The 13,415-nt window shown below is 45.9% G+C and carries 12 protein-coding genes; 6 read left to right on the top strand and 6 right to left on the bottom strand.

The annotated features are described in order from the left end of the window. Positions 1-14: 14 nt before the first annotated feature. From QT990_RS05530 to QT990_RS05505, 6 genes are all read left to right on the top strand, one after another. Complete coding sequence (locus QT990_RS05530; RefSeq protein WP_333465011.1) at positions 15-1,124, top strand: ABC transporter permease; 1,110 nt, start codon at positions 15-17, stop codon at positions 1,122-1,124. A gap of 44 nt (positions 1,125-1,168) precedes the next feature. Continuing rightward, positions 1,169-2,218 carry an ABC transporter permease gene (locus tag QT990_RS05525; RefSeq protein ID WP_333465010.1) on the top strand — a complete coding sequence of 350 codons (1,050 nt, stop codon included), beginning with the start codon at positions 1,169-1,171 and terminating at the stop codon, positions 2,216-2,218. A gap of 29 nt (positions 2,219-2,247) precedes the next feature. Further along, positions 2,248-2,931: a biuret amidohydrolase gene (biuH, locus tag QT990_RS05520; RefSeq protein ID WP_333203546.1), complete on the top strand. Its 684-nt coding sequence runs from the start codon at positions 2,248-2,250 to the stop codon at positions 2,929-2,931. Positions 2,932-3,046: 115 nt separating this feature from the next. Continuing rightward, positions 3,047-4,654 (top strand): ABC transporter ATP-binding protein, encoded by a 1,608-nt coding sequence (locus tag QT990_RS05515; RefSeq protein ID WP_333465009.1) that lies wholly within the window; start codon positions 3,047-3,049, stop codon positions 4,652-4,654. 111 nt (positions 4,655-4,765) lie between these two features. Further along, complete coding sequence (locus QT990_RS05510) at positions 4,766-5,128, top strand: cupin domain-containing protein (protein WP_333465008.1); 363 nt, start codon at positions 4,766-4,768, stop codon at positions 5,126-5,128. Beyond that, the gene (locus QT990_RS05505; protein WP_333465007.1) at positions 5,119-5,796 is read left to right on the top strand and encodes a cysteine hydrolase; all 678 of its coding nucleotides are present in this window, start codon (positions 5,119-5,121) and stop codon (positions 5,794-5,796) included. Before QT990_RS05510 ends, QT990_RS05505 begins: the two co-directional genes overlap by 10 nt. A gap of 226 nt (positions 5,797-6,022) precedes the next feature. On the opposite strand, the gene QT990_RS05500 is transcribed toward QT990_RS05505, so the two are convergent. From QT990_RS05500 to QT990_RS05475, 6 genes are all read right to left on the bottom strand, one after another. Next, positions 6,023-7,108 carry a DUF3474 domain-containing protein gene (locus QT990_RS05500; protein WP_333289140.1) on the bottom strand — a complete coding sequence of 362 codons (1,086 nt, stop codon included), beginning with the start codon at positions 7,106-7,108 and terminating at the stop codon, positions 6,023-6,025. 733 nt (positions 7,109-7,841) lie between these two features. Continuing rightward, a complete protein-coding gene (gene purF / locus QT990_RS05495; RefSeq protein ID WP_333409210.1) occupies positions 7,842-9,308 on the bottom strand; it encodes an amidophosphoribosyltransferase in 1,467 nt (488 codons plus the stop codon). A 699-nt stretch (positions 9,309-10,007) separates the two neighbouring features. Beyond that, positions 10,008-10,334 carry a type II toxin-antitoxin system RelE/ParE family toxin gene (locus tag QT990_RS05490; protein ID WP_333106495.1) on the bottom strand — a complete coding sequence of 109 codons (327 nt, stop codon included), beginning with the start codon at positions 10,332-10,334 and terminating at the stop codon, positions 10,008-10,010. Further along, positions 10,331-10,579, bottom strand: a complete 249-nt coding sequence (locus QT990_RS05485; protein WP_333144911.1) for a type II toxin-antitoxin system ParD family antitoxin — start codon at positions 10,577-10,579, stop codon at positions 10,331-10,333. The genes QT990_RS05490 and QT990_RS05485 overlap by 4 nt, the downstream gene beginning before the upstream one ends. 223 nt (positions 10,580-10,802) lie before the next feature. Further along, positions 10,803-12,851 (bottom strand): bifunctional serine/threonine-protein kinase/formylglycine-generating enzyme family protein, encoded by a 2,049-nt coding sequence (locus QT990_RS05480; RefSeq protein ID WP_333144912.1) that lies wholly within the window; start codon positions 12,849-12,851, stop codon positions 10,803-10,805. 214 nt (positions 12,852-13,065) lie between these two features. Then, positions 13,066-13,413, bottom strand: a complete 348-nt coding sequence (locus QT990_RS05475) for a DUF5615 family PIN-like protein (protein WP_333144913.1) — start codon at positions 13,411-13,413, stop codon at positions 13,066-13,068. Positions 13,414-13,415 lie beyond the last annotated feature (2 nt).

The following is a 13,415-nucleotide window of genomic DNA, read 5'->3' as shown; positions in this document are numbered from 1 at the left end:
CATCTTTTATTCTGATGATGATTAACCGTCAAAACTGGCGTACAACTTTGGAAGCGGTTGGTATCCCGATCGCCGCCATCCTCTTCTCATTGGTATTATTTGGAATTTTTTGTGCTGGGGCTGGATCTAATCCCTTTGCTGTCTATGCCTCAATCTACAAAGCAGCGTTTGGCAGTTGGCATTCATTCCAAAACACCCTGATCAGGGCTGCACCGTTGATGTTGAGTTCCCTGTGTACGGCTTTGCCTGCCCGTTTGGGGTTGATGATTATCGGCAACGAAGGCGCTTTAGTAGTTGGGGGTCTGGGGGCTGTCGCCGCTGGACTGGCTTTATCTTCTGCACCGCCGACGTTAGTCCAAATTGCAATGGCGCTGGCAGCAATTGTCTGTGGAGGTGTGTGGATTGGTGCAGTGGGAGCTTTGCGCTATTACCGGGCAGTGAATGAGACAATTAGCAGCTTGTTGTTGAACTATATTGCGATCGCCCTGCTGAATCATTTAGTAGGCGGCGTGATGCGTGACCCCAGCAGTGTCAATAAAATTTCTAGTTACCCGATTCCTGATGTGAATATGTTAGGAAATATTCCAGGAACCCGCGTTCACTACGGTCTAATTTATGGGTTAGTTGCTTGTGCGATCGCCTACTTCCTGATCCAACGTACTACATTTGGCTTTGCAGCTAGAACAGCAGGAGGTAACATCCGCGCTGCTCGAATTGCCGGACTTCCTGTCGGCAAGTTGACAATGGCAATCTGTTTCTTAGCTGGCTCTTGTGCGGGTTTGGCAGGCATGGTGGAAGTCGCCGCCGTGCATGGTCGAGCTAACGAATCACTTAATGCTAACTATGGCTACAGCGGTATCTTAGTTGCATTCATTGCTCGACACAACCCTCTTGCTGCGACTATTGTGGCAATTCTGCTTGGCGGCATTCTTGCTAGTGGTGGCATCTTGCAACGAGCACATGGACTGCCCGATGCAACGGTTTTAGTATTCCAAGGGTTGGTCTTTTTGGTAGTTCTGTATAGCGAATCGCTCTACGGACGTTTGCCATTTTTCAAAGAACAGTTAACCGATCGCCCTCAGCAGCCACCTTCTAGCGAGCAGCCATCAATAGCCACTGTCTAAGCAATAAGCTGTTACGCATTTAAACCACTAACGAGGCTTGTAGGGTGCGTCAGTTAGAAGACTTACGCTTACAAGGGCAACACTTCTGTACTGACGCACCATACTATCGTCTTTTAAATGCCGAACAGCTTACGTTAAGCCAAAATCTCAAATCGGAGGAATCTACAATGGCAGCAGAAGTATTAGGTTGGTGGGGAGTACCTTTAGGTATCTTGGCAGGAACTTTGCGGGGTAGCGCTCCATTTTTGTTCGTCAGTTTGGGCGAATGCCTGACTGAAAAAAGCGGCAAGATTAATTTGGGCTTAGAAGGGACACTGTTAACGGGTGCGATGAGTGCCTATGCTATTTCTTATCAGACTGGATCGCCTTGGTTAGGTGTTTTAGCCGCTGGTCTAGCGGGCATGGTACTAGGTTGTATCCACGCTTGGCTGTGCATACAACCAAAAGTAAACGACATTGCCGTAGGCATCGCCATGATTATTTTTGGTAGCGGCATTGCTTTCTTTTTTGGCAAACCTTTTATTCAACCAAGTGCCACCCAGTTGCCTAGTTTACCTCTGGGTGCTTGGAGTCATCTGCCTCCGGTGCAATCAGCGCTACAAATTTGTCCCCTATTTTTGTTAGGTGTAGCGATCGCCCCTCTAATGCAGTGGTTCTTTAAATCAACTCGTTGGGGGTTATTTATTCGTGCAGTTGGGGATAGTCCCGATGCTGCCAAAGCAATGGGAATCTCCATTAATAAAGTTCGTATGCTCTGCATTATCGCGGGCAGTTTCTTAGCTGGAATTGGTGGTGCTTATTTATCCCTTTACTATCCCGGTAGCTGGACAGAACGCATCTCTAGTGGTCAAGGACTGATGGCGGTAGCGCTGGTAATTTTCGCCCGTTGGAATCCAGTTCAGTGCTTATACGCCTCGTTGCTATTTGGGGGGGCGCAGGCGATCGGCCCCGCTTTGCAATCAGTAGGGGTCGATTCCTATTACTACTTATTCAATGCTTCGCCCTACATCCTGACGCTGGCGATCATGATTATTACTTGTTCGCCAAAACGAACTTTGACCGGCGCGCCTGGATCTTTAGGAACTAGCACATAAAACAGGAATTTATCGCAAGGGAGATAAACATGGGACGTTTTGTAGAAGCTGAACCATATCCTTATCCTTACAATGGCGATTTGCGCCCAGAAAATACGGTGCTGCTGATAATTGATATGCAAATTGATTTCTGCGGCATTGGTGGATATGTTGACAAGATGGGCTACGACTTGTCACTGACTCGCGCTCCTATTGAGCCAATCAAGCAAGTCTTAGAAGTCGCACGGGCGAAGCACTTCCATATCATGCACACCCGCGAAGGACACCGCCCCGACTTAGCAGATTTACCAGAAAACAAGCAGTGGCGATCGCGCCAAATTAACGCCGGAATTGGCGATCCCGGCCCCTGCGGCAGAATTCTCGTTCGAGGTGAAGCAGGCTGGGAAATCATTCCAGAACTCGCGCCTTTGCCTGGTGAGGCGGTGATTGACAAGCCTGGAAAAGGCTCCTTCTATGCTACGGATTTAGATCTGTTACTGAAACGCAAAGGCATTCAAAATATTGTTTTGGCTGGCATTACAACCGATGTCTGCGTCCATACTACCATGCGAGATGCAAACGATCGCGGTTATGAATGTTTGCTCTTATCTGACTGTACAGGCGCAACAGATTATGGCAACCATTTGGCGGCACTTAAGATGATTCAGATGCAGGGAGGAGTGTTTGGAACCGTTGCTGATTCAGAAGCATTTATCAAAGCTTTAAGTGTTTAATTCTGAGGAAACCAAAAGTAAATAGTTCAAGCATTGAAATGAATCCAGCCATCTAACTAAAGAATCAAATCTCATAAATAGCCGATAAACTGAAAACTTGACAGGAGATAAAAACATGACAGAAGTGAAAGACTCTCTAGCCAAAAACTCAGCACTAAATACTCAAAATTATCTAGACACTCAAAACTCAAACTTCACAATTCAAAACTTTCTGCAACCACCAGAACTAGAGGTGGTTAACATGACTAAGCGGTTTGGCACGATGACTGCACTTGATAACTTCTCTATGACGCTAAAACCAGGAACGTTTCATGCTTTGCTGGGCGAGAACGGAGCAGGCAAAAGTACCCTTGTTAAATGTGTCATGGGTTTCTATACTCCTACTTCAGGCCAAGTTTTGATTGATAAGCAGGAAACGACGATCGCAAGTCCTCGCGATGCTCATAAGTATGGCATTGGCATGGTTTACCAGCACTTCACCTCTGTGCCTGCGATGACTGTAGCCGAAAATCTGGTTTTGTCCCGCTTTGATAGCCCTAATTTGATTAACTGGAAAGCAGAGTACGATGGGTTAAAGGCTTTTATGAAAACGGCTCCTTTCCGAGTTCCTCTAGATACCCCGGTCTTTCAATTAGCTGCGGGGGAAAAACAAAAGCTAGAAATTCTTAAACAGATATATCTTCAGAGTCGGATCTTGATTCTGGACGAACCTACTTCGGTGCTGACTCCGCAGGAAGCGGATGAGGTTTTAGGTTTACTGCGCGCAGAAGTTACTGCCGGAAGATTAAGCGTCTTAATTATCAGCCACAAATTCCGGGAAGTGATGGCGTTTTGCGATAGCATCACGGTGCTGCGTAAAGGGAAGTTTGCAGGTCAGGGTTTGGTAAAGGATCTGACTGTCTCGGATATGTCTGAAATGATGATGGGTGAAAGGCGTGAGCCAACACAAGTTGAAAAGACAGCCCCGCCAACGACTATTCCTGTCCTTGAAGTTAAAGACCTTCATGCCAATAAAGACAACGGTATGGAGGTATTGACAGGAGTAAATCTCACAGTTCACAGCGGCGAAATTGTTGGGATTGCAGGTATCTCTGGCAATGGTCAGCGGGAACTGGTGGAGGTGTTGGCTGGTCAGCGTTCTGCTACAGGTGGAGATGTGCTGGTTAATGGCGAAGTTTATACGGCAACACGAGCCGAGATGTTTAAACATCAGGTCTTCGCACTACCAGAAGAACCCCTTCATAATGCTTGTGTGCCACACATGAGTGTGGCAGAAAATTTAGCGCTGCGGACGTTTGACCGCCCTCCCCAAGCTAAAGCAAGTATCTTACTCATCCTCAAAGAAATTAGACAGGCGGCTCAAAGCTTAATTAATACTTTCAAAATAAAAACGCCTTCGCCAGATACCCCTATCGGCAATCTGTCGGGGGGAAATGTACAGCGCACAGTGTTAGCACGGGAACTCTCTGCCGAACATATTAAGTTACTAATTGCCGCTAATCCTTGCTTTGGTCTAGATTTTGCTGCTGTGGAGTACATTCACGGTCAGATTATTGAGGCTCGCAACCGAGGTGTAGCTGTGTTATTGGTGAGCGAAGATTTAGATGAACTGCTGAAGTTGTCCGATCGGGTTTTCGTAATAAGTGGCGGGAATTTTACTTATGAAAGTGCGATCGCAGATGCAGATTTTGTTCAGATCGGTAAGAGTATGGCAGGACACTAATCAATTTTGGATTTTGGATTGGTTGACCAAGAGGACGCGGCCATGCTCCATAGTTTCTTGCCATTCTCCGCGTCCTTCTGTCTCCGTGTATCTTTCATTCGAGGCATACCTATGACTGAACTACTCAAGCAAGCTTTGCTCCTTAAAAACCTACATAATATCGCGGCGTGGCAGAATAAGTTGCCTTGGCAACCATTTCGTGATGGGGTTGAAATCTACCGACTTTATGGTGACAACCAAAGTGGATCGGCTGCTGCTCTACTGCGGTATGAGCCGGGAGCAAGTGTCCCAAGGCACACGCATACTGGTTTTGAACATATTTATGTACTAACTGGATCGCAAACTGACGAGAATGGCGAACACGAAGCCGGAACCTTTGTCATTAACCCCCCTGACAGTAACCACAGTGTTGTCAGCCAAGCTGGCTGCATAGTTCTAGTAATTTGGGAAAAACCTATATCGCTATGGTCTTAATATCTGCCCAACCTTATGATTATGAACTGCCAGTCTCAGGCGGTGTGGCTTTGGTTATCATCGATATGCAGCGAGATTTTTTGGAGCGTGGGGGATTTGGTGAAGCTTTAGGCAATGATGTCAGCCAACTACAGGCAATCGTGCCAACGGTAAAGCAGTTGTTAGAGGCATTTCGCGATCGTCATCTCCCTATTGTTCACACTATTGAAGGTCATCAACCCGACCTTTCTGATTGTCCTCTATCTAAGCAAAAGCGGGGTCAAAGTAAACTAAAAATTGGCGATCGAGGCCCAATGGGACGAATTTTAATTTTGGGGGAGCCGGGGAATTCAATTATCTCAGAATTGACACCTATGCCTGATGAAATAGTAATTAATAAACCAGGCAAGGGCGCTTTTTATCACACTAATTTGGAATTAATTCTTCGTGAAAAAGCGATTACTCACCTAATTTTTACTGGAGTCACGACTGAGGTTTGCGTTCAAACAACTATGCGTGAGGCTAACGATCGGGGGTTTGAATGTTTACTTGTTGAGGATGCTACAGCCAGCTACTTTCCAGAGTTTAAACAGAGTGCGATCGATATGATTCGCGCCCAAGGCGGTATTATTGGTTGGACTGCAAAGGCTGAAGTAGTAATACAAGCTTTGGAAAAATCGCAGTCTTAAATTTAAAAACTGTCGGCTATCCCGGATGTTTGGGGTAAAAACCAGTGGCTGATATATTTTTTCGTAACAGGCTTTCCGGCCTGTTCCACAAAGAAGAGACCTCTGGGTTTGGGGTGGCTTGTCACCCCTCCAGATGTGGAACATTTTATTATCAAACACGCGCAAAAAAGAAAAACCCGGTTTCTTTAAGAAGCCGAGTTTTTGCATATTCTATTGTTAATTTAAACTACTTAACTTCAGCAGATCGCCGACTGTTAGGTGATTCGTAGTAAACTCCAGAACCTGTATCGGAGACAAAATGACAATCCCAGTAAGAGCGAATAAAGCTCTTCCAAATTGGATCGGTTGACTTGCGATAATAATCGCCCAACACTGGTTTAATTGCTTCCGTTGCTTCCTTCAAGTGATAGTGCGGCATTGTCGAGAAAATGTGGTGGGCTACGTGGGTGCCGATGTCGTGATGGATGGAATTGATGATTCCGTAGTCGCGATCGATCGTAGACAATGCACCTTTCAAGAAAGACCAATCATCTCCGCGATACCAAGGAATATCGGCTTCTGTGTGGTGCAGGAATGTTACCAAATCCAGCCACATCACGAACACTACATAGGGAACTAAGTAGAACTTGAGTAAAAACAGCCAACCAAACTGATAGGTTAGCGCGCCTAAAAAGCCTACCATCAGTACCAAGGATGCGGAACTTGTCAACACATCCCATTTTTCGGACGGACGGAAAATCGGGCTACCGGGCATGAAGTGAGAACCTACTCGATCGGGCGATCGGCGAAATAGATAAATTGGATAGGCAAATAACATCAAATAAAAGCGTCCCAGCTTTTCGTACCAAGGCATTTGATTGTATTTGCTTTCCGATACCGGATACCAGCTTTCATCGTTATCTAAGCTGCCTGTATTTGCGTGGTGGGTTCTGTGACTAATCCGCCAACCGTGGAAGGGCACGAGAATTGGAGCGTGGGAGAGGTGTCCGATCAGGTTGTTGAGCCATTTGCTCTTAGAAAATGAACCGTGTCCGCAGTCGTGGCCCACTACAAACAATGCCCAAAACATGGTTCCTTGCATCAACCAAAAGATTGGATAAAAGAGCCAGGAATCGAGGGTGTAGGCGATCGCATACAAACCTGCGATGATGCCAATATCTAAAAAGAAATAAGCCAGAGATTTCCATGCCGAGGGCTCAAAACAGTGGGCTGGAATGGCTGCCTTGATATCAGCAAGAGTAAAAGGTAACTCTGTTGTACGAGAGGATGAGCCTGGATTGCTCGCGGGATTGAGAACAGTATTTGATTGCACGAAGTTTCCGATTTAAGCTGACTTGAGAAACCGCATTCCGCCTTCTTTTAACAGTCAATCGATTTTAGATTTTAGATTTTAGATTTTAGATTCACTCCACAGATGAATCTGGGGGCTTAACTAATATCTAAATTTTTTGGCTCTCCCGGACATGAGTCGGGGGCTTGTATCCCTATACAGGTGAGGTAACATTCAACCTGCAAGGAGCCATACTTTTTACTCTGCAAGGGTTCCTAAAGTTCTTTAGTTCGCATGAATAGCCCGTCCGCGATTCTCAAGCAAGTTGGCTTGTGGAATACTTGTGTGGGAAAAATTAGTGCGATCGACCCTGTTATCTGAAAAAATCTCATGTGCCCGTTGTTGGTGCGAAATGCGACTTCCATCTGAGAGTGGACATCTGGAGGAACTACCTCCAGTCTGCAGGTAGCATACAGCGTTTCGAGCAGGAATTGTGAACGAGAGTGTAGGGAAAAACCATCGATTTTAGATTGGCGATTTTAGATTCAAGCACAAATCTCAAATCTCAAATCTCCAATCTCCAATCCGAGTGTTGGGTTTCACGCAAGTGATACCCAAGCGACTGTTCACTACAGTTCACCAATTCTGCAAGAATTGCTAAAGCTAAGTTAATGTAACATTTCTACACACATTCTGGCAATGACTTACCAGAAAAACTTGAAAATCCCTAAATAGCGGAAAGTGACGGGCGATCGCTTTCTCGCTTTTAGATTTTCTAGGTTCCAGCTTTTTCTAATATGAGCTTAGACCGTTTTACCATTTCTGGAACGTCGATCGGATAATCACCAGTGAAACACGCCGAACAAAAACTCATCGGGTCTTCGTTAGTCGCCCTTAGCATTCCATCCCAACTCAAGAAAGCCAAAGAATCTACCCCTATTTGGATGCCGATTTCTGCGACTGACTTAGTAGCCGCAATCAACTGATCTTGATTGTCGGTGTCGATCCCGTAGAAACAAGGATGTGTCACCGGTGGCGAAGAAATTCTCATGTGAACTGCGGTTGCGCCAGCATCCCGCAAGGCTTTGACGATTTTGCGACTGGTTGTACCGCGCACGATCGAATCATCGATAATAATTACCCGCTTCCCTTCCAAGACATCTTTGAGAGGGTTGAGTTTCATGCGGATTCCTGACTCGCGCATTGTCTGAGTCGGTTGAATAAAAGTGCGCCCCACGTAGCGGTTTTTAATCAATCCTTCGGCGTAAGGAATGCCGGAAGCTTGAGAAAAGCCGATCGCGGCGGGGATTCCAGAATCGGGAACGCCGATGACTATATCAGCATCAGCGGGAGATTCTGCTGCCAACAAACGCCCGATCCGCAGGCGGTAGCTGTACAAACTTTCACCTTCCATTTGGCTATCGGGGCGAGCAAAATAGATCATTTCAAAGATGCAAAGTTTGCGCTTCTGCTGCTGACTCCAGTGGAAGGAAGCCATACCTTCCTCTGTAATCCAAACTAATTCCCCCGGTTCTACGTCCCGCAAAAATTCAGCACCGATAATATCCAAGCCACAAGTTTCCGATGCTAAAACGTATCGTACCGGAGTTGTGGGGAGGATGCCAATTACCAGCGGGCGGACGCCCTGGGGGTCGCGGACTCCCATCACGCCTTTGGGAGTGGCGATCGTCAAACTAAAGGCTCCTTGGCACATAGCAAACGCACTGATCGCTGCTTCCAGCCAGTCTTTGCCCTTGTCTACCTCGGAACCGATCGCCACTGCGATCGCCTCTGAATCCGTCGTGCTGACAAATTCGCACTTCCGAGACAGCAATTCTTCCCGCAATTCTTTGGTATTGACAAGATTCCCGTTATGTGCTAACGCCAGACTTCCCAAACGAGTTTCGACAACCACAGGCTGAGCGTTGACCACGCGCGACGAGCCGGTAGTAGAGTAGCGAGTGTGTCCTACGGCTAAGTTACCGGGCAAGTGACCTAAACTCGATTCGTTGAAGACTTGGGAAACCAGTCCCATATCTTTGTGCAGGTGTACTTTTTCACCGTCAAAGGTGGCAATCCCTGCTGATTCCTGACCCCGGTGCTGCAAGGCATACAAACCGAAGTAGGTCAACTTGGCGACATCTTCACCCGGTGCGTAGATACCGAAAACGCCACAAGCTTCCTCGGGCTTGTCGGGTTTGCTAGAATGCTCGTCAGCCGCGAAGGAATGGTTGGGAATCATAGATGGGTGGGTTCCTAATGGGGAAGGTGGGTTAGGGGGACAGTTTCAGCGGGAAATCTTGTTTGCGAAGGCGTCGCATAACTTAACATTCCCTTAATCTTGCCACGGATCTGTCATTATTTCCAACTCGTGTAGCATTTCAGACAGAAGCGATGCGGCGTTCAATGGCATTGTAGTATCGATCGCCCCCTGATCCTATATTAACCTTGATTAATTGTGGGCGAGGGATTCGGCGATTGAAAAATACTGTTGGCGAATTCACCAAGGGTGTTACCCCTCACATCACGAATGCAGCATTTTCTTTCGTTCTGGCTACTTAATAGCTATATGGTTAATTAAATATTTAGTCCAAAGCCACTATTTTTAGGGGGTAAGGGGTGAAACAATTTTTAAATTCGCCAGCAGTCTCTTGAAATCGCTTAAAAGTAAAACTCTCGTCTCAGGAGAGGGGAACGAAGAGATAGGCGATCGTGCAATGGAAAATAAATTAGAAACTTGCTTGATGGGCTTTTTCAAATATTAGGATTTAAGGGCGATCGAGCTTGACTTTTCTGTGAGATTGACATACTATATTATCATGGGAATCTGTGCGACCATGTAATGTCAATTTTGGGCGCGATCGAGTATTAAGTAATCTCGACAGGAGTTAACGGTGGGATGGAGAGTTTGCAGCCTGAAAAATTTTCCTACTCTACAAAGTCAATCAGCTTCATCTCCTGACAAAACTTCCTCTAAATCTCTCGCGGCGTGCAGAATTCTCACTACCTTAATATAGTTATCAAAAGACAGATAGAAAATCAGATAATTCTCAAAACCCCTAACTGACAATCTTCGCAAACCCTCCAACCGTGGATTTTGAACCGGATACAGGCGACCCATTCCCGACATTTGAGCCAATCTCGCAAAGGTCTGACGTGCTGCATCAAAAAAACGCAATGCAGCATCAAGATTATTTTGAGCAATATAAGCAAAATTTTCGTCTAAATCTTGACTCGCTCTTGGTGTAATGACAATCCGTTTAGTCATTGCTGCTGTGGGTCAAGTTTCTGCACCAACTGAGCCCGTTTTTGCTCCCACCAATCATCGGTAATCTCTAGAGAATTGCCACTATCCAAACCAGCCAACAATAACGACTCAACCCGCGCGGATCTTGCTTGTTCTTGGCGAATTAGGTGCAAGATGTATTCCGCTGCATTACTGTAGCCTCCGATTGCCACTTGTTCGTTAATAAAATTTTGAATTGAATCGGGAAGAGGAAGATTGAGGGTCATATTTTTTATCCTTCCTGATGTGTGACCTTGGCATATTTTAACGAAAATAAACCAGGTTTGATCGATTTCCGTTATTGTAGGGTGCGTCGCTGCGAGATTTAAGGGTGGAATTTACAAATTTGAGATGGCGACGCACCTGACTGACTCTCGCGGTGCGTCGCTGCGAGATTGTCGATCGAACTTGTAGATTGTTTCGGGCGACGCACCCTACGGCTTCAACCGGCTACGCGGAAACCAAAGCCACGCGAAAACCGATGTCCGAGTAACCATCGCCCGCCAAATTGCTAAGACGATACGCACTGCGACAATTCACCGCAGCGTCCTTCCAGGAACCGCCACACCGCACCCGGCGATCGCTTCGATCGTTATCGAGATCACTGCACCATTCCCAAACATTTCCGTGCATATCATAAAGTCCAAAAGCATTGGGTAAAAAATTCCCGACATCAGTTGTTTGTTTGCGGTAAAGTCCCTTCGATGCCCCAGCGTAGGGATTATTGCCATTATAATTAACTAAATCTGGGGTAATTGTTTCACCAAAATAGAAAGGTGTTTTAGTTCCGGCGCGGCAAGCATATTCCCATTCCGCTTCTGAAGGTAAGCGATAAGTCTTGCCTGTTTTTTTAGAAAGCCGCTTGCAGAATTCCACAGCGTCATTCCAGCTTACTTTTTCGACAGGAAGTTTCGCACCTTTGAACTCAGAAGGGTTATTTCCCATCACCGCTTGGTATTGTTCTTGAGTGATCTCATATTTACCCATAAAAAAAGCAGGGATATTCACGGTACGCTGCGGCCCTTCATAACTACTTCGTCCGGCTTCCGTATCGGGCGAACCCATCACAAAACTGCCACCAGGAATTGCTACCATGTCTAGAGTAATACCATTCCCCATATTTTCTATAAAAGCCTGTGCTTTTCCTTGACGGCGGTTGGCAATTTGCCCCGTTGAGTTGACTGTCACTGTTTCAAAAGTAAAGCTTTTTAAAGCATTGGAAGATGGCGTAGGTTTTGGAGTTTCTGGTGCGGGTTTTGGAGATGGTTTTGGAGATGGTTTTGGAGATGGTTTTGGCGATGGACTTTCTGCTACAGATTGTGGAGAGGGTTTGGGCGATGAACTTTTGGCTGTAGTTTTTGGAGATGATTTTTGAGCTGATGATTTAGGAGATGGGGCCGCATTTTTGGATGAAGGTGGAAGATTTGGTGAAGATGAAGAAGTTTTGTTGTTCAACAAACTTTGACTCAGCACAGCTAATGCAAATCCTCCCCCAGCAAAACCCGCTAATTGCAAGAAACCTCGCCTTGTTGTGTTAGTTCGTAACGGCAAAGAGTGCTGTGGAATCACAGGAATTGTGGGAATTGGTGTCGGTGCGGGAGATTGTCCAGACTGACGTTGAAAATCTCTGAAAACTTCCTCTGCTGATTGATAGCGCTGCTGGATATCTTTTGCCAACAACTTAGATAAAATTAATTCCAATTCCTTGTCTATGGGACTCTTCAAATGTTGCTGCCAATTTCCAGTCCAGCTATAACCGTGTTCCGTCCACAAACCATAAGGATGTACCCCCGTCAGTAGATGAAAAGCCGTCGCCCCCAAGCTAAACAAATCGCTGGCTGCATAAGCTTCACCCCCTTGCATTTGTTCAAGCGGTGCATAACCATGCGAACCAATTTGCGTTCCCTGTCGCGATATCACTGTTCCCGACAACTGTTTGGAAACTCCGAAATCAATCAGCATTAACAAACCGTCGCTGCGACGGCGCATAATATTCTCAGGCTTGATATCTCGGTGAACAATTTTTTGTTCGTGAATAAACTTGAGAACAGGTAGAAGTTCGAGTAATAGTTGCTTAACTTGGCTTTCTTGCCAAATTCCCTGATTTTGGAAAAGCGTCAACAAATTATCCCCATCCACAAACTGTTGTACGAGATACAAATATTTGTTGTCTTCAAAGTAGGCATCAAGGGATGGAATTTGGGGATGTTGTCCTAGCTGTTGCAGTTGTCTAGCTTCTAGCTGAAATAATTCTACCGCTTTGTTAATCGCCCAAGTTCCCTGGACATCGGGTGCTAATTGTTTAACGACACAGGGTTGATTTAGTCTATCAATATCTTCTGCTAAATAGGTTCTGCCGAAGCCACCTTGACCGAGAAGTTTGATCGTGCGGAAACGATTTCGCAGGATGGGTACGAGTTGAAGGCCACAACTGATGCAATATGTTTGCCCGTCGGGGTTTTGAGGATTGGGGCAGTCGGGATTGATACAGCAAATCATTTATTTTAGGAATGATATTGTTTATATTGTATAGGACTTACGCATGGGGCCCAGAAACCGGTTTTTTTTTATGAAAATACTTCGTTCGCTCTCGTAGATTCGGTAAAAAACCCGCTTATGAAGGCGGAGTGCGTCCAGTAGTCTAATTTGTAGGGTGGGGATATGTGAGATTTGCATCTTACTTGGAGATTGTAGATAGAATTATTAAATTCAATTAAGATATGGACGGCGGCCCAGAACGATAGACACGAATCACTTTCCCCGTCAGTATCTCAGCAGTAGATATCGCATCATTAATATTCGCACTCAGTCTAGGCATATCGTCATCTCGCGTGCAGGCAATAATACCGCAATGGTCAGGTTTCAGCTTGTGCAGTTGAAAGAAATCGCGCCGATTGATGGTCAAAACAGCTCGATTGTCACTGATGGCAAATACTAATACATCCTCATCAGGTAGTCCAGCATTTCCTGCTTCTTGAACAGTCAGGATATCATGGCCCAAAGATCGCAGATTTTGCACAACTTGTCGGGGAAAGTGTTCGTCTGCATAGAGACGTGCCATAG

The organism is Microcoleus sp. T3_B1 (assembly GCF_036700445.1).
GTDB lineage: Bacteria > Cyanobacteriota > Cyanobacteriia > Cyanobacteriales > Microcoleaceae > Microcoleus.
This window is presented reverse-complemented; position numbering and strand designations above follow the sequence as displayed.

Bases quoted from the DNA above. Each gene is read 5' to 3' on its own strand.
- QT990_RS05530 (WP_333465011.1), top strand. From the start codon at position 15: ATGATGATTAACCGTCAAAACTGGCGTACAACTTTGGAAGCGGTTGGT.
- biuH (WP_333203546.1), top strand. From the start codon at position 2,248: ATGGGACGTTTTGTAGAAGCTGAACCATATCCTTATCCTTACAATGGC.
- QT990_RS05515 (WP_333465009.1), top strand. From the start codon at position 3,047: ATGACAGAAGTGAAAGACTCTCTAGCCAAAAACTCAGCACTAAATACT.
- QT990_RS05510 (WP_333465008.1), top strand. From the start codon at position 4,766: ATGACTGAACTACTCAAGCAAGCTTTGCTCCTTAAAAACCTACATAAT.
- QT990_RS05505 (WP_333465007.1), top strand. From the start codon at position 5,119: ATGGTCTTAATATCTGCCCAACCTTATGATTATGAACTGCCAGTCTCA.
- purF (WP_333409210.1), bottom strand. From the start codon at position 9,308: ATGATTCCCAACCATTCCTTCGCGGCTGACGAGCATTCTAGCAAACCC.
- QT990_RS05490 (WP_333106495.1), bottom strand. From the start codon at position 10,334: ATGACTAAACGGATTGTCATTACACCAAGAGCGAGTCAAGATTTAGAC.
- QT990_RS05485 (WP_333144911.1), bottom strand. From the start codon at position 10,579: ATGACCCTCAATCTTCCTCTTCCCGATTCAATTCAAAATTTTATTAAC.
- QT990_RS05480 (WP_333144912.1), bottom strand. From the start codon at position 12,851: ATGATTTGCTGTATCAATCCCGACTGCCCCAATCCTCAAAACCCCGAC.
- QT990_RS05475 (WP_333144913.1), bottom strand. From the start codon at position 13,413: ATGGCACGTCTCTATGCAGACGAACACTTTCCCCGACAAGTTGTGCAA.